A 24410-nucleotide genomic window follows, 5' to 3' on the forward strand; every position below is an offset into this window, starting at 1 on the left:
TTGAAGATAATTCCCGGATACCTCAAAAGAGCTTTAGGAGAAATTAAGCCCTCCGTTGATATCAACACTGGCACCTGTGATATAGCCCGATTCCGGTCCGGCCAGGTAGGCCACCAGACCGGCCACTTCATCAGCGGTTCCTTCCCGCTTTAAAGCAGTTGCATTGGCCACATTGGTACGGACCTCCGGCCTGGAAAACGTATCATGAAAGGTCGTTGCGATCATTCCCGGCGCCACGGCATTCACCCGGATATTCTTTGGCCCCAGTTCTTTTGCAAGTGCCCGTGTATACGTCATCACGGCACCTTTGGAAGTGGCATACACGCTGGCCCCGGGTCCGCCGCCATCCCGGCCTGCAAGCGAGGCAAGATTTACAATGGAACTGCCCGCCGGCATATGCGGCAATGTTTTATTTACTGCGAGGAATACACTTTTCAGATTGAGGTCCATCACGGTGTCCCAGAAGGCCTCATCCATTTCCAGGACGGTTTTGCGGGCCACCATCCCCCCTGCTACATTCACAAGGATGTGGATCTCACTGCCAAAAGCTTTCAGCGCCTCCTGTACCAGGTGGTCCACATCGGAAGCTTTTGTTACATCCGCCTTTACGATAATTCCTTCCCCGCCCGCTGCGGTTACCTCCTTCAGGGTTTCCTGCGCATTGGCTTCATTGCCAAAATAATTTATGACCACCTTAGCACCTTCGCCGGCGAGCTTTACACATACGGATCTGCCGATATCCCTCGAACCTCCGGTTACAATAGCTACCTTGTTTTTTAAACGCATTTCTTAAGTTTTATGATGATTTGAATTGGATGATACATATTTTATCGTGCCCCAGGCCAGCGGCACCAGCACCGCAGCCAGTGCAAAAAATGATACATAACTGGTCCTGGTTATGACCGGCACCGCCCAGGTGGTGATCAGCGTACCGATCACGGCAGCCGTTCCGCCCATACCGGAAACGACACCTACATTTTTCCCGTTAAAATAATCGCTGGGCAATGTCTGGATATTATTGATCAGGAACTGGAAGCCGAACAGGGTGCATCCGATCAGTACCATGGCAAACATCGGTGTATTTTTAAGTCCGTCCAGGCGCAGCAGGATTATGATCAGTGCGGCGAGCATGATCACCGATCCGATGCCAACGGCCTTCTTCCGGGCCTTATCTGCCGCCACTCCTTTTTTGATCTGGTGTGATGAGTAGAACCCGCCTGCCAGTCCGCCTACCGCGGCAAATAAGAACGGCACCCAGGCAAACGCGCCGATCTGTTTTATATCAAACAGGAACTGTTCCTTTAAAAAAGTGGGCAGCCAGGTCACAAACAGCCACCACACCGGATCTATAAAGAAACGGGCACCGATGATACCCCAGGTATTCTTCAGTTGCAGCAACTCTTTCCAGGAAAGCACCCGGGGTTCTTTGACCGCTGCGGCAGCGGTACTGTCCGCGGCTTCCGCAATATGCCGGCGTTCTTCCTCTGTAAGCCAGGGATGTTTATCCGGTGTATTCTTATTGATCACGAGCCAGGGGATCAGCCATACAAAACCCAGCAACCCGATCAGGATAAAAGTGGCATGCCACCCAAACGCAATATAAAGCAGCGCAATTATGGGTGCCGAAACCACCGAGCCCAGCGAAGCACCTGCTCCAAATATCCCCTGGGCAATGGCGCGCTCTTTTGCCGGGAACCATTCTGCATTGCTTTTGGTGGCTCCCGGCCAGTTGCCGGCCTCAAAGAAGCCCAGGAAGAAACGGAAACAATTGAACGACATCAGGGTGCGCGCCACCGCGTGCAGCCCGATGGAAATGCTCCAGCCAACAATGGTCATGGTCATCCCGATGCGGGTACCCAGCTGATCCATGATCTTTCCCGTAAAGGTCTGTCCCAGCGCATAAGCGATCATAAAGAAGGTGGTGATCAGTGCCAGCGCATTCTTGCTGTCGGCATCCGCTATGCCAAAGTCCTTATAGATATAGGGCCAGAGAATATTAATGGCGCTCCGGTCGATATAATTGATCACCGTTGCCGCAGCAATTAATGCAATGATGTACCAGCGTAATCCTTTTATCTTCATGGTGCTCGTTTTATAAAGTGGTATTGATATTGGTGCGCCCTTTTCCGGCGCCCTCCGCTGTATTGTCCTCCGTTACCACGGTTCCGGTAACAATCCCCTTACTGCTTTTCAGCCTTACATGGATGACATACCCCGGGGCATTGACTATGGAGTGATTTTTCCTGAATACATTATTGTTGCCCCATCCCTCATAGGCACAGTTCACCTGGTACCCATCCAGCAGCAGGGAACCTCCGGGATTATCGCCTTTGTTATTCTCTATCCGGTAGTTATTTCCTTTTACATCCATCCAGCTGTCTGCGCTGTTGGCGCCGCTGATCCCTTCCGAATAAAACCGGTTCCCTTCGATCCACCCGCCGGTTGTTCCTTCTTTGATATCGATACACTCCGCTGTAACAAAAGGACCGATCGTGTTCTGTATGATGTTGTTCTGATCACAACGATCGGGCTTTCCTCCGGAGTATTTTTCCCAGTTGTTATGGGCAGAGCCGATGTAGATCCCTTCCCCGTATCCCGCACGTTCCGGCTTTAAGCCTGTATGTGTTATGGTGCTGTTCCGGATCTCATTGCGACTGCTGAACTTCCGGAGATGGATGCCTTCTTCCCCCACCTTTGTTACCAGCACTCCTTCAATAAGGGAGTTCGTTGTTTCATCGGCCACGATCCCTTTCAGGCTGTTCCGTATCGTAACTCCTCTTACCCTGCAATAGGCCGCCCGTATATACAGTCCATACCCCTGTTCTGTAGAACCGCCGTCCAGTACGGCATTCCGGCTGCCGGTCAGCACAATCGGTGCATCCGGCTTACCCGATGCGGTAATTTCAAACCGGCCTTCATAGATCCCGTCTGCCAGGATCACCGAATCCCCTGCGGTTGCCGCCGCCAGTGCGTTTTTGAGCTCCCCGCTGTTTCTTACGTGTATAGCCCGGATCGTTGATCGCGGCAGATCCGCCGTTACCGGTTCCGGCTTGCCGCTGCAGGCAAAAAGCAATACAAATACGGTGGCGGTATATAATAGCACAGGTTTCATTGGAATGGGTTACTGATGGATACCGATCTCTTTAAGAAAGGCAATGATCTCGTTGTTGACCCGGCTGTTGGCCTCCTTTTCAAATTTCCCGTGCTGTCCTCCGGGTACCGTGATGAACCGGTTTTTTACACCTGCTTCATCCAGTTTCTTTTTCAGGTCGACCGATTGCTGGTAGGGCACAATGGGATCGGCATCGCCATGTACAATAAATACCGGCGGACTGTTCTTTTTTACCAGGTAGAGCGGGGAGACCGATCTTGAAAATTCCAGATCATCCGCTTTGGGTCCCAGCCACATACCAGCCGACTTACTTTGCCAGACTTTTACGTCGGTGATCCCGTATTTATCCACAATGGCGGCGATTTTAACCGGTTGTTTTGCCGGGCAGTTTCCATCAAACCGGTTGTCATTGCCCATCAGTCCGGCCACCAGCGCCAGATGCCCTCCGGCGGAGCCGCCCATTACCACGATGCGGTTCACATCAATGTTCAGTTCCTTCGCATTGTTCACCAGATAGATCAGTGCGCAGCGCACATCCTGCACTGCAGCCGGTGCCGTGGCCTGTTGCGAAAGGCGGTATTCCACATTTACAACCGCATAGCCTTTTTTAAAGAAGGTGCTGAATCCTGTCTGCGATTCCTTGTTGCCTTTATTCCAGCCGCCCCCATGTATATTGATCACCACGGGCGCAGGACCTTTTTCTTTTGCAGGCAGGTATATATCCATCCGGCCTTCCCAGTCACCGGCCTTTACATACACCAGGTTCAGCTGTTCGGAATAGCCCTGGGGATAAATCACCTTTTTTACTGCTGCTGTTTCCTGACCGCTGCACCAGCAGGTGCCAAGAAAAAAGAACGACGCCAGTACTCCGTGTTTGATTTTTGTGATCATAGCTTTGTATTTATTATTTTATGGCAAAGGAGGTTCCTTCCCGATAATGCAGCGCACTATCAGGTCAATGGTTCAGGCGGTTGCCTGTCCTTCACCAGACCTATATCCTCAGTATATTATTTTCTGTTCGTATTTAGTTATCCACCTGTCAGCGGAACAGGACTCACAGGAAATCTTCCCGGTGCGGACTGAACACATCCACCAGTATCCCGGCTTCCAGGCAAACACATCCGTGCAATACATGTGGCGGAACATAAAAGCCATCACCGGCGGCCACTACTTTTTTCTGATCTCCGATGGTTACTTCAAAAGAGCCGCTTGCCACGTAGGTAGCCTGCGAGTGGTGATGTTCGTGCAGGGTGCCTTCTGCGCCTTTTTCAAATCTGGCCTTTACCAGCATCAGCCTATCGTCATATCCATATACCTGTCGCTGTACTCCCTGTCCCACATCCTGCCAGGGCGTTTCCCTGTCTGTCTGAAAAAGATCACTTTGAATCATTACAATTGTTTTAATCGGATAAAATTGTTCTTGTCTGTATAATCCAGGCGCAGCTCATAGTCCTTCCTGTCTACCGAAAAAAAGATCCGGACGCCGTTTGTTCCTTTATCCATCCGCAGTCCGGATAAATGCCCTCCCGCGCCGGAGACGGTCTCATTTACCGGATCGACACTGCCGTGCGACTCTGTAATGCTTACAAAATAAATGGTGCCGCTTCCCTGCTGCGACAGCAGGAAACCCCGGCCCGGCCGGATGTTCATGGAAGGATCATTGGCCCCGGTGGAAACCAGCTTTACTTCCAGAGCATTACCGGTTACAAAATGCGTGGTATAGAACCGGTAGTCATTCAGCAGGCTTACAAATCCCGACTGTGATGCTATTGCAGTAGCCGCATTCAGCCAGATGTGCTGATAACCGGAAGCGGTTCCCAGAGGATGCAGCGCCGTTGTATTGGCATGAACCGGAAAAGAAGTATTCACCATATCGCCCTGGTACCAGAACGGAAGATCAAACCGGTGTTGTCCTGCGGAGGTGGCTTTGAACACATCTGCGACCAGCGGCCGTTCTGTTCCGGGTACCGGTACCAGTGCCAGCGTCCTGTTCAGTTGCACACCGGGATAGGCATGCGGCTCATCCGCACTCATTACCTGTATACCCGAACTGTCGTTCTGAAAATAAAACAGTTCCGGGTGATGCATTTCGGCCTGCTTTGCATCGCCGTTAAAATCAGAGTGCTGATCGATAACAAGTGTATTATGTGCCACCGTCTGTTTGGCCCAGCTTTCGTTTTCCGGCAGGTATCCCCCGCCGCCCTTTGTTTCAATATTCAGGTAACGGGCCGCGCCGTAATCGTAGAACACCTCATTGCCTTTGTCGTAGTACAGGAGGTTCAGCCGGTCAAAATGCCCATGCCCCATACCCTGGGAAGTGGCCTTCAGCACCAGGCATTGCTGGTCGTTATTGGATCCGCTGCGCAAAATACCCAGGCCGCCTTTTTTTCCATCCTGCCCGTCGCGCAGCCATAGGGAAGCGTACCTGAAAGGGACTGCTTTTCCCGCGGCAATGGCAGCACTAACTTTAAGCCCTGCATCCGAAACGGTAATATCGTTCTGGCGCTGTGCCACATCCAGCAATGAAGGATCGGGCGTCATATCCGCATAAGCGATGTTTACCGCATAAACGATCTCACTGCTCTCAAAGCTTTTATCCTTTATAGCATCGTTTACCGGAAAAAACAGGCCGCTGGTATAAGTGGTTTGCAGGGCCGTGGCAATCGCTTTTGAAAGGATATTACCACGGTATTCAAACACCCGCAGTTCCGGCTGATAGTTATGGATGGCTTTTGCCAGCATTACAAAAGGGAACAGTGCATACCGCTGGTAATAGGGGCCTTCCGCATAATATCCGTCCGGCGAAAACAGCTGGTCGAGCTGTGCCCAGTACCCCGAACGGCGGTCGCCCCGGCTTCCGTTCAGCGCTTTTTTTACATATTCCGGTTTGTTCAAAACATATCCCGTCAGTCCTACTGCCGCAAGGGCCCAGGTACCGTGATTATGGATCTTATCAAATGTCTTTCCGCAATCAACTGTAAAGAACTTTAAAATGGGAAGAAACAATCCGGTTTCTATTTTTTCCCGGTCCTGTTCCGGCAGTGCCTCATATACCATATCATACCCCTGTATCACATTCACCTGCCATACAAAATCATTCAGACTTTGCCAGAAGATACGCCCCGGTTCCTGACCGGGTTTCCGGGCAGGATGCAGCGGCCAGGAACGGTACTGCCGCGCGTACTCCAGCAGCAGCTCTTTTACATAAAGTGCATATTTTTTATCCTGTGTGATCTGGTAGGCAATGCCACAGCTGAGGATGCTGTTGTAATTCTTTTTATGTTGCTCGTGGGTTACCCCGCCGCCACCGTCCTTTGGCACCGGTACATTTACCGCTGTTGCCAGTGCCGCGTCCGCGCGTTGTTTAACCGCCGCAAAAGCCTTTTTCATTAAGGGATATTGCACTGTTCCCTTTCGCAATGCTTCCAGGTGCGGACCCGTGATCATCAGTCCGGGATGTTCCTGGCCTAATGATAAAATGGCGTGCAGCAATAAACAAAACAATAAACCGGTTTTCAGACAGCGCATTCGTTAGAAAAATTTAGATCAGGAAGCCGTGCGTTTCGACAGGGCAGCCTTGCTTATTTTCAGGAGGTCGGCCAGGTGATCCGCCATGGCGGCTTCTGCCTTTTTTACATTTCCTTTTTCAATCGCCTCCAGTAATAAAAAGTGTTGGGGAATCGATTCCTTGCTCCGGTTCTTGCCGCACACATTGTTCTCAATGATGTTTTTTATCAGATCGGGTACCAGCACTACGATCATGGATTCCAGCACGGGATTCTTGGATGCCTTGGCAATCTTCATATGGAAGATCATATCCTCTTCCACGGCATTTTCATTGGCCCTGATTTTGCGCTCAAATTCGCTCGAAGCTTCCCGGATGGCTTCAATATCTTCTTCCGTCCGGCGCTCCGCAGCCAGCTTGGCGGAGGTCAGCTCAAGATGGTAACGTGTTTCGATCAGTGCATTAAAATCGTCCTTGTTGAAATTAATGACATCGTTTATGATATTATCCAGTATTTTTAGGCTGAGTCCGGATACATAGGTACCGCTTTGGGGATTTGTTTTCAGCAGGCCATAAAATTCCAGCTTCATAATGGCTTCCCGCACATAGCTGCGTCCTACCTGGAACAGCTCTGCCAGCGCTCTTTCTGCCGGAAGACGGTCGCCCGGCTTTAGCTGACCGGATGCAATCAGCTGTCTTAACTGGCTGATGATCTTATCAACAGGTGACTCTATTTGTATTGCTTTTATATTATTGACCAAAACGTTGCTCATAAAAAATAAATTGGTTTACCAAAAATTGGTAAACCAAAAATAGCCGATTTGATTTTAACTGCAAAAATTTTTTCCGTTTTTTTCCTTTCCGGAACCCCCGTGAAGTAAAATTTAAAAATCAGCCCCCTGTTTTAAAGTAATTTATCCCGCCATTCGTCTTATCTTTCTGATGCAGGAGCAAAAACTGTCCATATTGGCGGAAGACAGCAGGCAAAACGTGATTCAGACCGTAAAGGATTATGGTAAACGTCTCTTTGGTTTTATTCGTAAAAACGTAAATACCGATGCGGACGCTGAAGATATTTTGCAGGATGTCTGGTACCAGTATGCCAATGCAACTGCCACGCAAACCATTGAACAGGTCAGTGGCTGGCTGTTTAAAGTGGCCCGCAACAAGATCACGGACAAATACCGGAAAAAGAAGGATCACCTTATTGATGATTATCAGTATGAGAATGAAGAGGGGGAGATCCAGTTCCGGGAACTGCTCTTTACACTGGACAATGATCCGGAGCTGGCCGACATTAAGAAGCTGTTCTGGGAAGAGCTGTTTGCGGCCCTTGAGGAGCTGCCCGCCAGCCAGCGGGATGTTTTTATCCTGAATGAACTGGAGGATAAGACCCTCCAGGAAATTGCCGATCAGGCCGGCGAGAACCTGAAAACCATTATCAGCCGGAAGCGGTATGCCGTGTTGCACCTGCGCAGCCGGCTGCAGTATTTATACGACGAATTAATGAATTATTAAATGATATTATTATGAACTATAAAAAAAGAGGCAGGCGGCCGCGCGCATTTCTTTTTGTGTTGCTGGGATTCCTGGCCATCCTGGTATTCGGGTGGGTGGTAATGCTCTTATGGAATGCCATTTTGCCGGATCTGCTGAACACCAAACAGATCTCCTTCTGGCAGGCGGTCGGGTTACTGATCCTTTCAAAAATCATCTTCGGCTTTGGCCATGGCGGCGGGCATCACCGGCACCACGGGGGGCCTTCAGACCGGCTGCGCCAGAAGTTCCGGAACATGAGCGATGAAGAGCGGAAAGCATTCCGCGAAGCATGGCGGCAGCGCTGCGGCCAGTGGCGGCGTTTCCCCGACCAGGAATCCTGAACAGATACGAATCTCAAATGACTCAACCCCATAAACCCCTTTTATGCACACACAGGAATACCGAAGGCCTAAATACAATGTACCCATCAATATCGAAGAACGGGACGACTGTTACCGGTTAACAGCGTTTGTACCGGGATTTCCGGAGGAGAACATCCGCACACGCATCATCAGCGACACCCTCATTATCACCGGCAGCCGCGATGAAGAAGGCGGGATCGTTGAGTTTCTGAAACAGGAATTTCCTGTAAGAGACTTTGAACGCAGCCTGCACCTGAACGGATTGGTGGACACGGCCTGTGTGAACACCCGGTTCAGCAATGGCGTACTGACCATATTTTTACCCAAAAAACAGGAAACAACATTACGGCACATCCGGCAGCAGCTGGAGGCGGCACTTCCCGGGTAAAACGCTCATCAGGATTTTGTATGAAACCGGGCGGTTCTTTTCCGGATGCGGCTGAGACTTTCCGGCTCAATTCCAAGCATGGATGCAATGTACTTCAACGGTACGCGGTGGATCATTTCCGCATCATGCTCTAACAGCTCCAGGTAACGGGTTTCCGGCGATTTTGCCATTATATCCATCGTCCGCTGAACGGTGGTCAGAAAAAGGGACTCCGCCATCTTACGGCCAAAACGCTCAAACACTTTAGCCCGCTCGTACCCTTTCTGCATATGGTCATAGTGCAGCTGGATCAGCACACAGTCTTCCAGCGCTTCGATATTCATTATCGATTTTGAACGGGTAAGGAAGGCCGCATAGTCGCTGATCCACATGTTTTCTCTGAAAATACGGTAGGTATGTTCTTTCCCGTCCAGTTCATGATAAAAACGCACCAGTCCTTTATCGATATAATAAACATAGTTAGCCGGTTCACCCACACGTACTACCATTTCGTTCTTCTTTACCACTCTCGTTTCCATAAGCGCGAGTAAAAAAGCAAGTTCATCCTCTTCGAAATGGAGGTAGTCTTCCAGGTTTTTGATCAGGTTGGTAAACATCAGGTTTTATCTTAAGTAATAAGGCGCAGCAAACAGGAAGGACATCCCTGTTGTTATTTTTTTTGTTTTCCGATGGCATACCGGATACCGCCTAAAATATGTTTCAGGAACAGCGGATCCGTGTACGACTCGTCCACATGCCCCAGCTCTGTATAAAAAACACGGCCCCCTTCAAAATTATGGTACCATGCCATGGGATGAAAGGCTCCGTTCTTCCCGCCTTCATAGCTTTTTTCATCGATCGTGATCAGCACTTTAACATCTTTATTAATGTTCTTAAAATTATACCATTCATCCTTGCGGGTCCACTGCGCCGGCAGGTGCCGGGTGCTGCCATGTTTCCGGTCGGTAATATTCAATGTAGCGGTTTGCTGTTTGGGATGGCTCAAAAACCAGGCCCCCATCATCTGGTTGTACCAGGGCCAGTCGTATTCGGCATCCGTGGCGGCATGAATGCCTACAATACCACCTCCGTTATGCACATAGTGCTGCAGGGCCTGCTGCTGTTCTGCATTAAACAGCGTACCGGTGGTGCTTAGAAAAACAATTGCTGCATACTTTTTAAGATTGGCATCCGAAAAGTCCGCAGACTCCTTGGTGCTGTCCACATCAAACCCGTTTTCCGTCCCCAGCTTGTAAATAGCCGGCAAACCGGCCTCTATCGACTGATGATAAAAGCCCGCCGTTTTATAGAACACCAGTACCCTTGGTCTGGCAGCCATCGCGCTTATTGCTGCTACCACCAGCAGCAGAAAAATACCCGCCTTTTTCATAGCAATATTTAATCTTTTTTAAAATCAGTTTTAAAGATAGCACGCTTAACTTAAATATAACCCTGTAGGCTTCACATTCTTATCAAGAAATCGGGATTCGCAAAAAAAATCGCCCGGGAATCGTTAATTTTGCGTATTATACAAATTTTATTGAATATGAAAGATGTCGTATTCTCGCTGCCAAGCGAAGCACTCGGAACTGCCAGTTCAGCTGTTTTACTGGGAGATTTCAACAACTGGGATATTGACAGGGCCATTGCCCTGAAGCCGCACAAGGATGGCACATTAAAAGCAACAATAAAACTACAGCCGGGGCAGACCTACGAGTACCGTTTTTTACTGAACGACGGCAGATGGGTGAACGACTGGGCCGCACAGGGCTATGTACATAAACACCATTTTGGCATCGACAATTCCGTTATTACGGTTGAAGAAGAAATGGTGGTTGTAAAAAAGGCAGCGGCGAAGGTTGCAGGTAAAACTGCCAGGACCGTTTCCAAAGCTGCAAAAAAAGCAGCGGAAATGGTAAAGAATGATCTGACAAAAATTGAAGGTATTGGTCCGGCCATTGCAAAATTACTGGAGCAGGAAGGCATTCATAATTTCAAGGACCTTTCGAAGGCTACTATAAAAAAGCTGAAAGCCGTGCTGGATGCGGCCGGAAGCAAATTTGCGCCGCATGATCCTAAAAGCTGGCCCAAACAGGCAAAGCTGGCAGCAGCGGAAAAATGGGAGGACCTGAAAGCGCTTCAGCAGGAGCTGCTGGGCGGAAAGTAAGATCTACAAATTTTTTTTTAGAAAACGGTTGTTGGTGCGCCTGCGACCGTTTTTGTTTGTACTGCAGGCACGCGTCTTACAAGAAATACGGTAACCACCATGCAAACCAACAGCAACATACCTACCAGCTGGTGCAGGATGCTCAGCAATAATTTATCGGGGGTGAGGTAATTGACAAGGGCCAGGATGCCCAGTACTACCTGAACCAGTACCAGGGTCATGGGCCAGAAGCGCATTTTATAAAGCAGGGAGGATTGGGGCAACCGGGTCAGCCTCCAGGTGAAAAATACCATCAGCAGGGTGATGAGATAAGCCAGTCCGCGATGTATGAACTGGATGGAGATCAGGTTATGGGTGATGTTCCATAAAAAGCCCCCTTCCCGGAACATCAGCTCCCCCGGATACATGCGGCCATTGATATCGGGCCAGGTTACGGCGGCATTTGCGGCATGCGTTCCGGCCATAAATGCGCCGTAGGTCAGCTGGAGGGTAATGATCACTAACAGTAATATGTTGAAACTCCGGGTTCCTCCGTCCACTGCCAGCTGGTCTTCACGCACGGTTAGTTTCAGGGCAAACCATACCACATAACAAAGCAGCAACAAGGCCGCCAGAAAATGCACGGCCAGCCGGATATGACTTACATATACAAGGTCGGTGCCCACACCGCTGCTTACCATGATCCAGCCGATGGCCCCCTGCAATCCTCCCAGCAAAAACAATATGATCATGGGTGTCAGCATGCTCCGGTCGATTTTCTTTTTTACAATGAACCAGATAAACGGGATCAGGAACACGATACCGATCAGCCTTGCCCAGTCGCGGTGCAGCCATTCCCAGAAATAAATCCCCTTAAAATCAGCCAGGGTAAAATGGTTGTGAATGTATTTAAACTGTGCGATCTGTTTGTACTTATCAAAAGCTTCCATCCATGCCTGCTCATTCATGGGGGGCAGTGCGCCTAAAATGGGTTGCCATTCTGTAATGGAAAGTCCTGAACTGGTGAGTCTTGTAAGTCCTCCTAATAAAACCTGGATAATCAGCATTCCAGCGCCGATAAACAGCCAGATAGCCACTGGCCGGTTCTTTTGTAATTGCATAACGCGCAAAATTATTGAATTATTCCGGTTTCGGGGCCGGGAATTGAGATTGGAGATTTGAGAATTCAGAATTCAGAATTGAACGTTGAGATTAGAGACCCGGGCGTTCGGAGCAGGCAGCAACCGGCCCAACGCGGCCATTATCGGCAGGAGCTAACGGACGGGAGTAAAGCTGCACACCGGCTGCCGAATCCCTGATCTCCGGTGCTGCATTTTCAGGCCCCGCTGCTGAAATCCGAAGGCAGACATCTCAAAGCTTATCGCCCGATTCTCAATTCTCAGTTATCTTTGCCAAAATTTTTTTGAAGCATGTTGCAATTACAAGTATTACGACAGGACACAGAGGCTGTTAAGAAACGCCTGGCAGTAAAAAACTTTAAAGAACCGGAACTGGTAGATGCCATCATTGCACTCGACGACCAGCGCAAAAGATCGCAGTTAGAGTTTGATACGACCCAGTCACTTGTCAACAGTGCATCAAAAGAGATCGGCCAGCTGATGGCCAAAGGCGATAAAGAAGGTGCCGAGGCCAAAAAGGCGGAAGTGGCCGCAGCAAAGCAAAAATTACAACCCATCAGCGAACAACTGGCCCGGACAGAAAAAGACCTGCAGGAAAAGCTGGTGCAGCTGCCCAACCTTCCTTCCCCCCTGGTGCCTCCGGGCAATAGCGCGGAAGACAATGAGGTTGTACGTGAAAATGGCATCAAGCCGGAGTTAAAGGCTGATGCGGTTCCGCATTGGGATCTTATTAAAACATTTGACCTCGTGGATTTTGAAACCGGGGCAAAAATAACCGGCAGCGGATTCCCCTTGTATAAGGGCCAGGGTGCCCGGCTGCAACGTGCACTGGTGCAGTATTTCCTGGATCATAATATAGCAGCAGGGTATACCGAGTACCTGCCGCCGTTTATGGTAAATGAGGCTTCTGCCTATGGCACCGGACAACTGCCCGATAAGGAAGGACAGATGTACCATATGCCGGCGGATAATTTTTACCTGATCCCGACCTCAGAGGTTCCTGTAACCAATATCTACCGCGATACCATCTTAAAACCGGAACAGCTGCCGGTGAAGATGACGGCCTATTCTCCCTGCTTCCGCCGTGAGGCCGGCAGCTTTGGCAAAGACGTGCGCGGGCTCAACCGGGTGCACCAGTTTGAAAAAGTGGAGATCGTTCAGCTGACCCATCCGGATAAAAGCTATGAGGCACTGGAAGAAATGGTGGCCCATGTAGAGCAATTGTTACAAAGCCTGGAACTGCCTTACCGGATCCTGCGGCTTTGCGGAGGGGACATGTCCTTTACTTCTGCCCTTACCTACGATTTTGAAGTATACAGCGCCGCCCAGCAACGCTGGCTGGAAGTAAGCTCTACGTCTAACTTTGAAGCATACCAGACCAACCGGATGAAGATCCGCTTTAAAGATGAAAACGGAAAAACGCAGCTGGCCCACTCGCTGAATGGCAGCTCCCTGGCATTGCCGCGTATCGTAGCCTGCTTGCTGGAGAACAACCAGCAGGACGATAAGATCCTTCTGCCCAAGGCACTGGTACCCTATTTTGGAAAGGAAGCCATCACAAAATAAAGGGCCTTTGCTGAGAGCTGAAGGCGATGAGCTGTCCGGTTTGAGAATTGGGAAGTCCGCTATAAGTTATCAATGAACATAATGATATTTCAACCTGGAATGATTGTGTTGTTTGAAACCGTTTCTTCGATCCCGATTCTCAATTCCCGCCCTCAATTCCTGATCTCTTCGCATCTCCTGATATCACGCCACATAAAAATCGTTGAACAATATTTTTGACATACAAACTGAATTCTTCAACATCCTGGGCTACTCCATGAGTTACCTGGAATTCTTTGGCGTGCTCACCGGTCTTGCAGCTACCTGGCTTTCTGCCCGGGCACACATTGTCAGCTGGCCGGTGGGCATTATTAATGTAGCACTCTCTTTCTGGCTGTATTACCAGGTGCATCTTTATCCGGATATGCTGTTGCAGGTTTTTTTCTTTATCACCAACATCCTGGGATGGTGGCGGTGGGCGCATCCCGGAACTTTTGAAGCAGATACAAAAAGACAGCTGAAAATAAGTTTTATGAAACCGGCACAGCGGACGCTTACCATTGTCCTCGCCGGTGCAGGCACATTGCTGCTGGGTAATTTTGCCGGACGCCTCCACTACTGGTTCCCCAACATTTTTTCAGCGCCCAGCTCTTTTCCTTTTGCCGACTCTTTCATTATGGTGATGAGCATCCTGGCCACGTTTTACATGATCCAGAAAAAGATCGAATGCTGGATCATCTGGCTGCTGGTGGATGTAGCTGCCACCATTTTATATTACGTCAAGGGAATTAAATTCTATAGTTTACAATACGGCATTCTTACGCTTGTTGTGATCTTTGGCCTGATTCACTGGATGCGGGAATACAGGTCTTATACAGCAAACCGGGAAACCATTTAAACCGGCTAAAACCGGTAACCGACCGCGATCTGTGCCTGCCAGATCAGCTCGGCAAAAGATCTTTCCCGGTGGTATTCCACACCATCCTTCCATACCGAAGACCGGTCATCACCCAACGGCACACCGGCACTCAGTTCCGGGATCAGTACCCAGTGGTTGCCGGTATTGATTTTGCAGCCCGTGACAAACAAAAAGCCTCCGCGCGTTATCCGCTCCGTAACAGACCTGGCAACATATTTTTCGGTGAGCACCAGCTGTTCCCTGTATAACTGGTCCTGACTCCAGAGAAAAAGATCCGTCCCTATCAGGAAATTAACGCGTGTATAGGGATGGGGGGTATAACGCAGACTTACAGCTCCGCCGAAGGAGCTCCTGCCGATACCGGCATGTGGGGCAACCGCAGCGCTGAGCCGGTTATACAAAAAACGCCTTTCATAACTCAGGTACACTGCAGAAATGCCCTCGTCCACTCCAAACCGCTTGAAACCCGCAGCCAGCAGGTTATTACCGGGCTCAAAAGGAGGACGCCGGACCCGGGTCCGGACGCGCTCCCGGAACGATTGCGGATCCGGACCTGCCGTTCCTGTTTGTTCAACGATCGTGTGTACCTGCCGCTTATCGATCCGGTATTGCCGGCCGCTGCTGTCGCCGGGCATGCTGTATACAATCGTATGCCTTCCGTTTTTTATGATGGAGGCATCGATCGTGTCCTTTCGCAGTGTAACAATTTTGTCCTGGCTGAAACAGTAACTGGTAATAACAAGCAGGCAGCAGGTCAGCGGTTGTTTTTTCATAAATAATAACATAAATGGAGGTTTGATTTTACGTTACCGTTCAGAACGCAGGAAAATGATCGTTCGCAACATACCGGTTTTCCGGTATTTTAACGGCGTTATCCCAAAACATAAAAATAATTGTCACAGAATTGTAAGTTGGCTTATTTATTGCTAATTTTATAAAAACCATCATTTATGAAAAAGATAATCATAGGCGCATATATGCTGATCGTTGCAGCAGTTGCCTGTACGCCCAAGGCGTCTCCGTCAGCTACGGACGCCGTCATCCCGGAGGCTGCCAGTGTCAGCAGTGATCAGGCAACGGTTGATGCCGGTCATACGATCTTTACCACAAAATGTACAAAATGCCATGGCGCAAAGGACAAGGCTGTCGCATCCAAATCTTACGAAGAGTTAAGACCGGTTCTCGCCTCTATGTCTAAAAAGGCAAAACTGAGCAAGGAAGAGATCCAGCAGGTTTCCGCTTATGTTTATGCCAATGCAAAAAAATAAGGGCCTCTTCTTTTTAAGAAATACCATTCCTCCTTTTAACAGGAGGTTTTTTATTTTTTTAACATCATATAATTAATATTGCAGAAACCCATCAGAAAAATATGAAGAAATTAGCAGTTCCGTTTGTTGTAGCTACTGTTATCATTTTCGGATGTACCCGCAAAGCGGCCCCCACCATACCCGAGCGGCCGGTGGAACCAGTAAGCGGTAACAAAGTTGATACAGCGGACTTCAGCTCCAGCAATCCCCTGGTAGCCGGTAAAGCCATTTACAAGATCAAGTGTACGACCTGTCATAAAGAAAAGAATGTGACCGACTGGACACAGGAGGAATGGAAGCCCATCCTGAATTCGATGGTAAAAAAAGCAAAGCTCAACGAGCTGCAGATCTCACAGGTAACCCAATATGTGAACGCCAATGCGAAGCAGTAGGTAACCGTACCGGGTGCCCCGCTTTTGTTACTTCAGCAACAGGGTGCGAAAGGCAACGGAATCGCCGTTGAACACGTTGAAATCCACATTGGCATTGATCCCGTTCACATGCCCGGCGTCGTTGTGCTGCCACAGGGTCCAGGAGCGCTTGATCCGCGGCTTCCGCTTCTCATAGTAATGTGCCACCCACAGCGGGTATTCATCAAATGATTTTCCCAGGTATTTTTCATAAAAATCAGCATTGGTATAAATTACCGGTTTTACGCCATAGTGCTGCTCTATCAGCCGCAGCCAGGTTGTTGCACGTGCCCGGATCTCGGCAGGGGAAAGGTTATTGGTCTGTTCCACATCCAACACAGGCGGCAGGTCCCCGGGTTTTAATGCTACGTTCCGGATAAAGTTCATGGCCTGTTTTACCGGATCTTTTGACGGAATAAAAAAATGATAGGCCCCGCCCGGTATCCCGTTTTTACGGACCGCCTTCCAGTTGCGCCGGAACTGGATATCCAGGTCGCGTTCCCCTTCCGTAGCTTTGATAAAGGCAAAGCTGATCCGGATGTTCTGGATGTTCATGGCGCGCACCTCAGCCCAATCAATATTTTTCTGATAACGCGACACGTCGATGCCGTGAACCGAATAATCCACCGGGATCTCGATACCGAATTCCGGATAACGTTTTACTTCCACTTCAAACCGCCGGCTCCAGTCCAGCAAAAACAGCGCTCCGATTAACACTACCAGTACAAGCAGGGACAATAGGATCCGCCACCGGTAAGACAACATCTTATTCTTTTTTCTTTTTCGTTTTTTCCTGACAGCCATAAAAAAACCGGGTCCTCCTCACGGACCCGGCAAAATTATTTGTTTAAGGCTGATATTCTTCTAGCGCCTGTTAAATTTTGTCTTAAATACGCTTTTCCGGTTTTCAATATCATCCAGGGCCTGCTCCACTGCACCCAGGCGGGTGATTTTGACCAGGCCTTCCCGCCCGGTTTCGTAATCGGTGGCCGAGCTGTAAATAAAATCAGAAGCATACCGCACAATACGCTCCTGCACGGGTATATTGTGTATCAGCTCCAGGTGTTCGGCCATGATCTCCGGGCGTGCAAGATCAATGGAAAGCATTTCTTTTACACGCTTCCATACTTCCAGTTTCTTTTGTGTACCCAGGAACCCGTGGCTTTTCTGAAAATGCCCCATAAGCCATTGCTGCCGCTCTTCCGGCTCATTGGAGATCGCCTCCATTACCTTTTCTGTAGTAAACTGCATGAAAGCGGTTCTTAATTCCTTAAAGGAAACATTTTTCTGAACCTGGCAGATGATGTACAGTTTATTGGGCATCAGACACCAGCCATATACAATCAGCCCCTTGCTGGTAATATAATGGTTGAGGGTGTGTACAATGATCTGTTTGTACACCGGCCTTACAAAAACATCGGTGAGATCCATGGTCTCGAGCGTCAGAAAATAACAACCATGATCATCAAATGATATAACCCGTTCGTTCTCCATGACTAATTTATCCGAACATTTGATTCAGTGATTTCATGTTCATTCCGCAGAATGTGCATTAACTGTTAATGTCTATTCAGGGCAAAACTTGTTCCAATTATTGCAATCCGCGTATAAATTTCACGAAAATCACCACAAACACAAACACGCAAAATTTACTTGACTAATAATCAAGGAGTAAGAATAAGGCTTTTTCTTAATATTTTAAAAAAAATCAGGATAAAATTTTCAGACGGGCATAATTCAGGAGGATTTTCTTTTCTCCGTTGGTGTCAAACCGGATGATTGCCATCTTATTGTGCTGGTTTCCTTCCAGCCGCATCACTTCCCCGAAACCGAACTTCTGATGCTCCACTTTCTGTCCGGCAGCAATCTCACTGATATCACTGGCCTGAAAATCAGCAGAAGGAGTATGCTCTACTACTTTTTTGGGTTCAGGTTTTGGGCCCAGGTATTCCGGTGTTGTTTTTTTTGAAGGCGGTGGCCCGTATTTATTTTCCGCAGCAGCCGCGCTTTTTCCGGCACCCCATCCTCCCTGCATCCGCTCGTAAACAGAGCCCGTGCTTCCAAAACCATACGAGCTTTGCATCCGGGTGCCGCCACCGGCATAGGTATTGTCGATATAATCTTTGGGCAGTTCTTCTATAAAGCGGCTCGGTTCATTCTGAACCAGGGATCCGAATTTATAGCGGGTATTTGCGTAAGTGATCCATAGTTTTTCTTTTGCCCTTGTTACCACCACGTAGAACAGCCGGCGCTCTTCCTCCAGTTCTTCCCGGGTATTAATGCTCATGGCATTGGGAAACAGCTGTTCTTCCACTCCCGCAGCAAAAACACAGGAGAACTCCAGCCCCTTGGCCGCGTGGATGGTCATAAGTTTTACCGTATCGGAGTTGGGGTCCTTATTGTCGGCATCCGTAAGCAGGGTGATCTGCTGCAGGTAAGCCCCCAGGCTTTTGTCGATGACCTCGCCTTCCTCATTGTCCGGGCTTTCCACCCATTCCTTAATAGAATTCAGCAACTCCTGTATGTTTTCATAACGCTGCAGCCCTTCGGTGCTCTTATCGTTAAAAAGTTCTTTTACCAGGTTGGTTTGTTTTCCTACATGAAAGGCCACATCATAGGCATTTTGTTTTTCCAGCATGCTGGAAAAACTGCGGATCATTACTACAAAATCCTGGATCACGTTCAGTGTGCCCGAGCGGAAACCAAACTGGTCCGCTTTTTCAAGCACCTCCCACATCGTGAGCTGATGCGTGTTCGCCAGCAGCAATATCCGGTCGATGGTGGTTTTTCCGATGCCCCGTACCGGGTAATTGATGATCCGTTTGAGGGCTTCTTCATCACGGCTGTTTACGATCAGCCGCAGGTAAGCTACCAGGTCCCTGATCTCCTTGCGCTGGTAGAAGCTGATGCCTCCATACATGGTATAGGGAATGTTCATCCGCCGGAGCGATTCTTCAAATGCACGGCTTTGTGCATTGGTGCGGTACAGGATCGCAAAGTCGCGGTTCGAATAATGGTTCCGCAGTTTCTGCTCCTGGATGGTATCCGCTACAAATTTGCCTTCATCATTGTCCGTCATGGTACGGACGATCTTGATCTTTTCGCCATGGGCATTTTCGGTGAACAGCACCTTAGGGATCTGCGCCTTGTTGTTGCTGATGACCTCATTCGCCACATGGATGATATTTTGTGTGCTGCGGTAATTCTGCTCCAGCTTTACCACTTTCACATCGTCATAGTCTTTCTGAAATTGCAGAATGTTCTGAATGGTTGCGCCCCGGAAGCTATAAATGCTCTGGGCATCGTCTCCCACCACGCACACATTTTCATGCATGGCACCCAGCAGTTTTACAATTTCATACTGTGCCGGGTTGGTATCCTGGTACTCATCGATCATGATGTACCGGAATTTATGCTGGTACTTGCTGAGCACCTCCGGAAAGCTTTTTAACAGCTCATAAAATTTCAGCAGGAGGTCATCAAAATCCATGGCACCGTTCTTAAAACAACGTTTGCAATAGGCATCATAGATCTTTGCGATAGCCGGGCGGTTGGCGCGCAGGTCTTCCTGCTGTATATGGTAATCCGTAGCGTATTCCATCGGACTTACCAATGCATTCTTGGCAGAAGAGATCCGGTTATAAACCGTAGCCGGTTTGTACAGTTTATCATCCAGCTGCATCTCATTGATCACGGTCTTTACCACGCTTTTCGCATCATCGGTATCATAGATGGTAAAGCTGTTGGGGTACCCCAGGCGGTGCGCCTCAGACCGGAGGATTCTTGCAAAAACACTGTGAAAAGTGCCTATATATAAATTGCGCGCTTCATTGTTGCCGAGTATCCGTTCGATCCGCTCCTTCATTTCCCGCGCAGCCTTATTGGTAAAGGTAAGCGCCAGGATGTTAAAGGCATCGATGCCCCGGGCCATGAGGTGTGCAATACGGGTGGTAAGTACTTTGGTTTTTCCGCTGCCGGCCCCGGCAATGATCATCAACGGGCCATCAATATGTAACACGGCTTCTCGCTGCCGCTCATTCAATCCTGCTAAATAATCCTGCATGGGCGCAAGGTACGAAGCAGAACGCTGGTACAAAAAGATTCCGTAAGTTTTTTGCTAAAAGTATGATTAGCTTTTATTTAGCTTTTCCCATATCTGGGGGATCCGTTTGATCCATACCAGTTCTTTCATTTTTTCCTTTGCCGGTCCGACAGGGGTTCCAAAATAGGCACGGCCGCCATCCAGTGAGGAAGGCACGCCGCTCTGTGCATTAACTACGGCGCCTTTACCGATCGTCAGCGTTTTACTGACGCCCACCTGCCCCCACAGGATCACTTCATCTTCGATAACCGATGCACCGGCAATACCCACCTGCCCGGCAAAAAGACAATTCCGGCCCACCAGCGTATCATGCCCGATATGTACCAGGTTATCCATCTTGGTTCCGGCGCCGATACGTGTAACACCTGTTACACCCCGGTCGATCGTACAACCCGCTCCGATCTCCACACCGGACTCGATCTCGACCGTACCACAGCTTGTCATTTTTTTATAATGCAGTTCCCGGTTTGTTTTCTTATTATAATAAAAAGCGTCACTGCCGATCACCGTTCCGCTCTGGATGATCACGTGGTCGCCGATGGTGCAGTGATCCATGATCGTTACATTGGGATAAATGATGCAATGGGCACCGATGGTAACATGATTGCCCAGGTAAACATTGGGCATAACAACTGTGTTGGTACCCAGGGTCACCGTGCTGGCATGCAGCTCCATGGAAGGGCGGAAAGGACGGAAGGTATCCACGATCTTCAGGTAGGCTTCAAACGGTTCGTCAACGATCAGCAAGGCTTTTTCTTCCGGCACTTCCCGTTCTGCATTAATGATGATAAAACTTGCTGCCGACTGAATGGCCGCCTCATAGTATTTGGGATGATCTACAAAAACAAGATCGCCTTTTTCCACCTGATGGATCTCATTGATACCCGTAGCTGCGGCAGTTGTATTACCAACAAGACGGGCATCAATAAGCTGCGCAATTTCTGACAGTGGAACAGGATTTTCGAATCGCATATCTTTTTTTTCAAAGGTAGGAGTAACTGGTGGTTGGTGCATAAAACATCAAAGTTTTTCACATACCCGGCATTTTTCCGGGCTATTTATAAAAGTTTTTTTTAACGATTGCTCCGGTCAAAACATAGCGTATAGCAACTGGCAACAAGGTGCTTTATTTTTTCCGGTCGTTATAACAACTGATAACGCATCGGCTGAAACGCTGTATTCATCAACATTTCAGCCGTTCTATAAAAAAGTGTTGTGTTGCTCCGAGTATTGTTGACCGTCGCGTTGCAGTTAACGCCGCTGCAAACACATCCTACATATCCACAGGCTGTTTTAAAATGTGAATAAAATTTGTACTAAATAATTTTTATATCGACAAAATTATAATTAATATTGTGGTGGGAAATTTTGGTTCCCATACTTACTAACCCATCTTTATAAAATAATCCCTTCACTTTCGAAGGGATTTTTTTATGGAACTGCGGGAATTGTTGCAGCCGCTTTAGCTTCTTTTTATTTTTCAAAAGAGACGGTACGAATATTTATCTTTACAAAAACCACTTTATGTTCAAATCAATGACGGGCTTTGGCCGTGCTGAAAAAACGATTGGCAATAAAACATTCCTTGTAGACATCAAATCTTTAAACGGCAAACAGTTTGACCTGTCGTTACGCCTGCCTGCCCTGTTAAAATCACAGGAGTTCAACATACGCAAAACACTGGCGGAAGGGCTGAGCCGCGGCAGTGTGGAATGCAGCATCAGTTTAAAAGATACCGGCGATGCCAAACCGGTGACCATTAATACCGATCTGGCAAAAGCCTATTATCATTCCCTTGCTGCACTTTCAAAAGAGCTGGACATTGATACATCCAATATCCTGAATGCCCTGATCAAACTTCCGGAAGTGATCACTCCTACCAGTGAAACACTCACAGAGGAAGACACCACTGTTTTTATTGAGCTCCTGAAAGCAGCCATTGCCGATCTGAACCGCCATCGTGTAAATGAAGGACAGATCCTGGAAGAGGAACTCACCACCCGTATCCGCAATATAGAAGCCTTACAGACCGAAGTTGAAAAACTGGATCCCTCCCGTAAGGAAATGATCCGGGATGGTATCGTAAAGCTGCTTGAAGAAAAAGTAGGAAAGGATAATTTCGATACCAACCGGCTGGAACAGGAGCTGATCTATTACATCGAAAAAATTGACATTACGGAAGAGCTGGTGCGTCTTAAAAATCATTGCGATTATTTTATGCAAACCGTTAAAGAGGCGTCTGACATCAAAGGGAAAAAGCTTTCCTTTATCCTCCAGGAAGTCGGCCGGGAGATCAATACCACCGGATCAAAAGCCTATCATGCAGCCATACAGAAACTGGTGGTAATGATGAAGGATGAACTGGAAAAGGCAAAAGAGCAGGTGCTGAATGTGCTTTAGCAGCGCACTGCTGCCACCAATGCCCTTTTTACTCCTCCGCCGGTCTAGATGTGCCTTATAGTAGTACATTTGCAAAAAGTTCTCCGATGAACCGGTTCGTGTATGTTTTTCTTTTGGTAATGATCGGCGGTGTTATTTCCTGCAAACACGTTGAAGTAAAGGAACGGGTGGCGGATATTCCCGGACATGAATGGAATAAAAAGTCCCCGGCAGTTGTTGAACTGGATGTAACAGACACCGCCACCTACCAGCTTTTCCTTATCGTACGCCATTCGCTCCAGTACCGCTATAACAATATTGTAGTGAACGTTGCCATTAAAGATACTGCCAACCGGTCGTTAAACTCCTTCAGGGTCAACGCATCGTTGGTTACCCCTTCGGGCAACTGGGCGGGCAGTAATATCGATGACCTGTATGATCACCGGATCCGGCTGAACACGGCCGTTACATTAAAGAAGAACCGGTACCGGTTCGTGATCACCCAGTTGATGAAAGACGATCCCCTGCCCTATATATTAAATGTGGGCATGGGCATTGAAAAAACAACTCCACCCCAGTGATGATGGAACAGAAACGCAGGAAATACTCCAGAAGGGCCACCGTCATTTTTTACCTGCTGATGGTTTATATCCTGGCGGCCCTGGTATGGTGGTTCATTTCACTGGAGCTGCAAAATAATCAGTTGCACCAGTCAAAAATAGAGCACCTGAAAATCGCCCATCCAGACTCCGGTTCCCCCGGCTACCGGCAGCAACTTTACAAACTGGAGGACGAATACCGGCGCAACCGGGTAAAATATGCCGGAGAAGGGATCGTTTTCCTCGGCCTGATCCTTATCGGTGCGCTGTTTATTTACAGGTACATCACCCAGCAGGCCCGGCTCCAGCAGCAGCAGCAGAATTTTACCATGGCAGTGACCCATGAATTAAAGACCCCGATTGCCGTGGCCCGGCTCAATCTTGAAACCCTGCTGAAACATAACCTGGATGAAGACAAGCGAAGAAAGCTGATCGCCATGACACTGGAAGAAACAGCGCGGCTTCATTTCCTTACCAACAATATCCTGGTCTCTGCACAACTGGAAGGCCAGGGGCATAAAATAAACAAGGAAGAGCTGAATCTTTCCAACCTCCTGACCGACTGTGTGGCGGCATTCAGAAAAAGATTTCATGACAGGATCTTTGATGAAGCCATTGAGCCGGATGCAGACATAAAAGGCGATCCGCTGCTGTTGCAGATACTGGTGAACAATCTCATTGAGAATGCGATCAAATACAGCCCCAAGGAAGGTATGATCACCATCCGCCTGAACAAACAGCCGCAATCGGTTGTTGTGTCCGTAACAGATGAAGGGCCCGGCATTCCCGATGAAGAAAAGAAAAAGATCTTCACCAAGTTCTACCGGATCGGCAATGAAGCCACACGTAAAAAACAGGGCACAGGACTGGGACTTTATTTATGTGATAAAATCGCTAAAGATCACAATGCAGACATTTCAGTGACAAATCATGAACCGAACGGGAGTACTTTTGCGGTTAAATTTCACACCTAGTAGTT

At 48.6% G+C, this 24410-nt stretch carries 26 protein-coding genes; 11 read left to right on the forward strand and 15 right to left on the reverse strand.

Annotated elements, in window-relative coordinates; translation table 11 throughout:
* Positions 1-33 precede the first annotated feature (33 nt).
* The 7 genes from K7B07_RS07500 to K7B07_RS07530 form a co-directional block, all read right to left on the reverse strand.
* Positions 34-786 carry an SDR family NAD(P)-dependent oxidoreductase gene (locus K7B07_RS07500; protein WP_223708642.1) on the reverse strand — a complete coding sequence of 251 codons (753 nt, stop codon included), beginning with the start codon at positions 784-786 and terminating at the stop codon, positions 34-36.
* Between the two features lie 3 nt (positions 787-789).
* Positions 790-2082 (reverse strand): MFS transporter, encoded by a 1293-nt coding sequence (locus K7B07_RS07505; RefSeq protein WP_223708644.1) that lies wholly within the window; start codon positions 2080-2082, stop codon positions 790-792.
* A 10-nt stretch (positions 2083-2092) separates the two neighbouring features.
* The gene (locus tag K7B07_RS07510; RefSeq protein ID WP_223708646.1) at positions 2093-3112 is read right to left on the reverse strand and encodes a right-handed parallel beta-helix repeat-containing protein; all 1020 of its coding nucleotides are present in this window, start codon (positions 3110-3112) and stop codon (positions 2093-2095) included.
* 9 nt (positions 3113-3121) lie between these two features.
* Entirely contained in the window at positions 3122-4003 is an 882-nt protein-coding gene (locus K7B07_RS07515; RefSeq protein ID WP_223708648.1) for an alpha/beta hydrolase, read from the reverse strand.
* Positions 4004-4166: 163 nt separating this feature from the next.
* Entirely contained in the window at positions 4167-4502 is a 336-nt protein-coding gene (locus K7B07_RS07520; RefSeq protein WP_223708650.1) for a cupin domain-containing protein, read from the reverse strand.
* Positions 4502-6640 carry a heparinase II/III domain-containing protein gene (locus K7B07_RS07525; RefSeq protein ID WP_223708652.1) on the reverse strand — a complete coding sequence of 713 codons (2139 nt, stop codon included), beginning with the start codon at positions 6638-6640 and terminating at the stop codon, positions 4502-4504. The genes K7B07_RS07520 and K7B07_RS07525 overlap by 1 nt, the downstream gene beginning before the upstream one ends.
* 18 nt (positions 6641-6658) lie before the next feature.
* The gene (locus tag K7B07_RS07530) at positions 6659-7390 is read right to left on the reverse strand and encodes a FadR/GntR family transcriptional regulator (protein WP_223708654.1); all 732 of its coding nucleotides are present in this window, start codon (positions 7388-7390) and stop codon (positions 6659-6661) included.
* Positions 7391-7559: 169 nt separating this feature from the next.
* Here K7B07_RS07530 and K7B07_RS07535 point away from each other — a divergent pair, with 169 nt between their 5' ends.
* The 3 genes from K7B07_RS07535 to K7B07_RS07545 are packed head-to-tail and all read left to right on the forward strand — an operon-like array spanning position 7560 to position 8906.
* On the forward strand, positions 7560-8135 hold the full coding sequence (locus tag K7B07_RS07535) for an RNA polymerase sigma factor (protein WP_223708656.1): 576 nt from the start codon (positions 7560-7562) through the stop codon (positions 8133-8135).
* Positions 8136-8146: 11 nt separating this feature from the next.
* Positions 8147-8497: a hypothetical protein gene (locus K7B07_RS07540; RefSeq protein WP_223708658.1), complete on the forward strand. Its 351-nt coding sequence runs from the start codon at positions 8147-8149 to the stop codon at positions 8495-8497.
* Positions 8498-8540: 43 nt separating this feature from the next.
* Positions 8541-8906, forward strand: coding sequence for an Hsp20/alpha crystallin family protein (locus tag K7B07_RS07545; RefSeq protein WP_223708660.1), 366 nt, complete (start codon positions 8541-8543; stop codon positions 8904-8906).
* Between the two features lie 8 nt (positions 8907-8914).
* Here K7B07_RS07545 and K7B07_RS07550 read toward each other — a convergent pair whose 3' ends face one another.
* Both K7B07_RS07550 and K7B07_RS07555 read right to left on the reverse strand, forming a co-directional pair.
* Positions 8915-9502 (reverse strand): Crp/Fnr family transcriptional regulator, encoded by a 588-nt coding sequence (locus K7B07_RS07550; RefSeq protein WP_223708662.1) that lies wholly within the window; start codon positions 9500-9502, stop codon positions 8915-8917.
* A 53-nt stretch (positions 9503-9555) separates the two neighbouring features.
* Entirely contained in the window at positions 9556-10275 is a 720-nt protein-coding gene (locus tag K7B07_RS07555; RefSeq protein ID WP_223708664.1) for a ThuA domain-containing protein, read from the reverse strand.
* A gap of 156 nt (positions 10276-10431) precedes the next feature.
* Here K7B07_RS07555 and K7B07_RS07560 point away from each other — a divergent pair, with 156 nt between their 5' ends.
* Positions 10432-11052, forward strand: coding sequence for a helix-hairpin-helix domain-containing protein (locus tag K7B07_RS07560; protein ID WP_223708666.1), 621 nt, complete (start codon positions 10432-10434; stop codon positions 11050-11052).
* Between the two features lie 17 nt (positions 11053-11069).
* Here K7B07_RS07560 and K7B07_RS07565 read toward each other — a convergent pair whose 3' ends face one another.
* A complete protein-coding gene (locus K7B07_RS07565) occupies positions 11070-12152 on the reverse strand; it encodes a COX15/CtaA family protein (protein WP_223708668.1) in 1083 nt (360 codons plus the stop codon).
* Between the two features lie 309 nt (positions 12153-12461).
* Here K7B07_RS07565 and serS point away from each other — a divergent pair, with 309 nt between their 5' ends.
* Positions 12462-13736 (forward strand): serine--tRNA ligase, encoded by a 1275-nt coding sequence (serS, locus tag K7B07_RS07570; RefSeq protein ID WP_223708670.1) that lies wholly within the window; start codon positions 12462-12464, stop codon positions 13734-13736.
* 202 nt (positions 13737-13938) lie between these two features.
* Entirely contained in the window at positions 13939-14613 is a 675-nt protein-coding gene (gene pnuC / locus K7B07_RS07575) for a nicotinamide riboside transporter PnuC (protein WP_223708671.1), read from the forward strand.
* Positions 14614-14618: 5 nt separating this feature from the next.
* On the opposite strand, the gene K7B07_RS07580 is transcribed toward pnuC, so the two are convergent.
* Positions 14619-15419 carry a hypothetical protein gene (locus tag K7B07_RS07580; protein ID WP_223708672.1) on the reverse strand — a complete coding sequence of 267 codons (801 nt, stop codon included), beginning with the start codon at positions 15417-15419 and terminating at the stop codon, positions 14619-14621.
* Positions 15420-15584: 165 nt separating this feature from the next.
* Here K7B07_RS07580 and K7B07_RS07585 point away from each other — a divergent pair, with 165 nt between their 5' ends.
* Together K7B07_RS07585 and K7B07_RS07590 are read left to right on the forward strand one after the other, a co-directional pair.
* The gene (locus K7B07_RS07585) at positions 15585-15902 is read left to right on the forward strand and encodes a c-type cytochrome (protein WP_223708673.1); all 318 of its coding nucleotides are present in this window, start codon (positions 15585-15587) and stop codon (positions 15900-15902) included.
* A gap of 101 nt (positions 15903-16003) precedes the next feature.
* Positions 16004-16333 carry a c-type cytochrome gene (locus tag K7B07_RS07590; RefSeq protein ID WP_223708674.1) on the forward strand — a complete coding sequence of 110 codons (330 nt, stop codon included), beginning with the start codon at positions 16004-16006 and terminating at the stop codon, positions 16331-16333.
* A 27-nt stretch (positions 16334-16360) separates the two neighbouring features.
* Here K7B07_RS07590 and K7B07_RS07595 read toward each other — a convergent pair whose 3' ends face one another.
* The 4 genes from K7B07_RS07595 to K7B07_RS07610 form a co-directional block, all read right to left on the reverse strand.
* Positions 16361-17116, reverse strand: coding sequence for a glycoside hydrolase family 25 protein (locus K7B07_RS07595; RefSeq protein ID WP_223708675.1), 756 nt, complete (start codon positions 17114-17116; stop codon positions 16361-16363).
* 99 nt (positions 17117-17215) lie between these two features.
* Positions 17216-17845 (reverse strand): hypothetical protein, encoded by a 630-nt coding sequence (locus tag K7B07_RS07600; protein ID WP_223708676.1) that lies wholly within the window; start codon positions 17843-17845, stop codon positions 17216-17218.
* 214 nt (positions 17846-18059) lie between these two features.
* A complete protein-coding gene (locus K7B07_RS07605) occupies positions 18060-20447 on the reverse strand; it encodes an ATP-dependent helicase (RefSeq protein WP_223708677.1) in 2388 nt (795 codons plus the stop codon).
* A gap of 33 nt (positions 20448-20480) precedes the next feature.
* Positions 20481-21425, reverse strand: a complete 945-nt coding sequence (locus tag K7B07_RS07610; RefSeq protein WP_223708679.1) for a UDP-3-O-(3-hydroxymyristoyl)glucosamine N-acyltransferase — start codon at positions 21423-21425, stop codon at positions 20481-20483.
* 552 nt (positions 21426-21977) lie between these two features.
* On the opposite strand from K7B07_RS07610, the gene K7B07_RS07615 reads away from it, so the two are divergent.
* The 3 genes from K7B07_RS07615 to K7B07_RS07625 all read left to right on the forward strand — a co-directional run bounded on the left by K7B07_RS07615 (position 21978) and on the right by K7B07_RS07625 (position 24405).
* Entirely contained in the window at positions 21978-22853 is an 876-nt protein-coding gene (locus K7B07_RS07615; RefSeq protein ID WP_223708680.1) for a YicC/YloC family endoribonuclease, read from the forward strand.
* Between the two features lie 86 nt (positions 22854-22939).
* On the forward strand, positions 22940-23413 hold the full coding sequence (locus tag K7B07_RS07620; RefSeq protein WP_223708681.1) for a gliding motility lipoprotein GldH: 474 nt from the start codon (positions 22940-22942) through the stop codon (positions 23411-23413).
* The gene (locus K7B07_RS07625) at positions 23413-24405 is read left to right on the forward strand and encodes a sensor histidine kinase (protein ID WP_223708682.1); all 993 of its coding nucleotides are present in this window, start codon (positions 23413-23415) and stop codon (positions 24403-24405) included. The genes K7B07_RS07620 and K7B07_RS07625 overlap by 1 nt, the downstream gene beginning before the upstream one ends.
* Positions 24406-24410: the final 5 nt, after the last annotated feature.

The sequence above is a fragment of the Niabella beijingensis genome, from assembly GCF_020034665.1.
Classification (GTDB): domain Bacteria; phylum Bacteroidota; class Bacteroidia; order Chitinophagales; family Chitinophagaceae; genus Niabella; species Niabella beijingensis.

Bases quoted from the DNA above. Each gene is read 5' to 3' on its own strand.
- K7B07_RS07500 (WP_223708642.1), bottom strand. From the start codon at position 786: ATGCGTTTAAAAAACAAGGTAGCTATTGTAACCGGAGGTTCGAGGGAT.
- K7B07_RS07565 (WP_223708668.1), bottom strand. From the start codon at position 12,152: ATGCAATTACAAAAGAACCGGCCAGTGGCTATCTGGCTGTTTATCGGC.
- K7B07_RS07525 (WP_223708652.1), bottom strand. From the start codon at position 6,640: ATGCGCTGTCTGAAAACCGGTTTATTGTTTTGTTTATTGCTGCACGCC.
- K7B07_RS07620 (WP_223708681.1), top strand. From the start codon at position 22,940: ATGAACCGGTTCGTGTATGTTTTTCTTTTGGTAATGATCGGCGGTGTT.
- serS (WP_223708670.1), top strand. From the start codon at position 12,462: ATGTTGCAATTACAAGTATTACGACAGGACACAGAGGCTGTTAAGAAA.
- K7B07_RS07585 (WP_223708673.1), top strand. From the start codon at position 15,585: ATGAAAAAGATAATCATAGGCGCATATATGCTGATCGTTGCAGCAGTT.
- K7B07_RS07560 (WP_223708666.1), top strand. From the start codon at position 10,432: ATGAAAGATGTCGTATTCTCGCTGCCAAGCGAAGCACTCGGAACTGCC.
- K7B07_RS07540 (WP_223708658.1), top strand. From the start codon at position 8,147: ATGAACTATAAAAAAAGAGGCAGGCGGCCGCGCGCATTTCTTTTTGTG.
- K7B07_RS07590 (WP_223708674.1), top strand. From the start codon at position 16,004: ATGAAGAAATTAGCAGTTCCGTTTGTTGTAGCTACTGTTATCATTTTC.
- K7B07_RS07545 (WP_223708660.1), top strand. From the start codon at position 8,541: ATGCACACACAGGAATACCGAAGGCCTAAATACAATGTACCCATCAAT.
- K7B07_RS07595 (WP_223708675.1), bottom strand. From the start codon at position 17,116: ATGTTGTCTTACCGGTGGCGGATCCTATTGTCCCTGCTTGTACTGGTA.
- K7B07_RS07610 (WP_223708679.1), bottom strand. From the start codon at position 21,425: ATGCGATTCGAAAATCCTGTTCCACTGTCAGAAATTGCGCAGCTTATT.
- K7B07_RS07580 (WP_223708672.1), bottom strand. From the start codon at position 15,419: ATGTTATTATTTATGAAAAAACAACCGCTGACCTGCTGCCTGCTTGTT.
- K7B07_RS07535 (WP_223708656.1), top strand. From the start codon at position 7,560: ATGCAGGAGCAAAAACTGTCCATATTGGCGGAAGACAGCAGGCAAAAC.
- K7B07_RS07550 (WP_223708662.1), bottom strand. From the start codon at position 9,502: ATGTTTACCAACCTGATCAAAAACCTGGAAGACTACCTCCATTTCGAA.
- K7B07_RS07625 (WP_223708682.1), top strand. From the start codon at position 23,413: ATGATGGAACAGAAACGCAGGAAATACTCCAGAAGGGCCACCGTCATT.
- K7B07_RS07600 (WP_223708676.1), bottom strand. From the start codon at position 17,845: ATGGAGAACGAACGGGTTATATCATTTGATGATCATGGTTGTTATTTT.
- K7B07_RS07515 (WP_223708648.1), bottom strand. From the start codon at position 4,003: ATGATCACAAAAATCAAACACGGAGTACTGGCGTCGTTCTTTTTTCTT.
- K7B07_RS07530 (WP_223708654.1), bottom strand. From the start codon at position 7,390: ATGAGCAACGTTTTGGTCAATAATATAAAAGCAATACAAATAGAGTCA.
- K7B07_RS07520 (WP_223708650.1), bottom strand. From the start codon at position 4,502: ATGATTCAAAGTGATCTTTTTCAGACAGACAGGGAAACGCCCTGGCAG.
- K7B07_RS07505 (WP_223708644.1), bottom strand. From the start codon at position 2,082: ATGAAGATAAAAGGATTACGCTGGTACATCATTGCATTAATTGCTGCG.
- K7B07_RS07615 (WP_223708680.1), top strand. From the start codon at position 21,978: ATGTTCAAATCAATGACGGGCTTTGGCCGTGCTGAAAAAACGATTGGC.
- K7B07_RS07510 (WP_223708646.1), bottom strand. From the start codon at position 3,112: ATGAAACCTGTGCTATTATATACCGCCACCGTATTTGTATTGCTTTTT.
- K7B07_RS07555 (WP_223708664.1), bottom strand. From the start codon at position 10,275: ATGAAAAAGGCGGGTATTTTTCTGCTGCTGGTGGTAGCAGCAATAAGC.